This window comes from Streptomyces sp. AC627_RSS907, from assembly GCF_019049165.1.
In genome coordinates this window covers 1-545 of the sequence record NZ_JAGMUE010001302.1, presented here as the reverse complement: position 1 = coordinate 545, position 545 = coordinate 1, and the positions used below count along the sequence as shown (strand labels likewise).

Sequence of the window (545 nt, the reverse complement as noted above, 5' to 3'; positions counted from 1 at the left end):
GGTCCGCGTACGCGGCGAGTGGCGACCGCACGGCCGACCCACCCAACGCGAGGTCGTCCGGTCCGACCAGAGCCCAGGGCGCGCCGGACTCCGACGCGTCTCCCGGCGGGGGCACCTCCAGCCAGTCCACCCACAGCACGGCGTCCCGGTCGCCGGTGCCCGCCGCCCGCACCTGCTCCTCGGTCACCGCCCGACCCACCAGCGAGTCGACCTCGGCCACCGGAACCCCGTCGCCGTCGGCCAGCGCGAGCGCGAGGCCGCCCTGCCCGTCGTCCGTCAGCCTGACCCGCAGCGCGGTCGCCCCGGACGCGTACAACCGCACACCCGTCCACGAGAAGGGCAGCCGCATCGGAGCGGCGGGGTCGACGGCCCCGTGCAGTGCGGCGTCCAACAACGCCGGGTGCAGGCCGAACCCGTCCGCCGACTGGTCATCGGGCAGCCTGACCTCGGCGAACCACGCGTCACCGTGCCGCCACAGGGCACGCAAGCCCTGGAACGCCGGCCCGTACCCGAGCCCGTTCGCCACCAGTCGCGGGTAGAACCCG

General features: G+C 75.8%; 1 protein-coding gene. It reads right to left on the bottom strand.

Annotated elements, in window-relative coordinates:
* On the bottom strand, positions 1-526 hold a 526-nt coding region (locus KUM32_RS44855), incomplete at its 3' end, for a polyketide synthase dehydratase domain-containing protein (RefSeq protein ID WP_308408855.1).
* Positions 527-545: the final 19 nt, after the last annotated feature.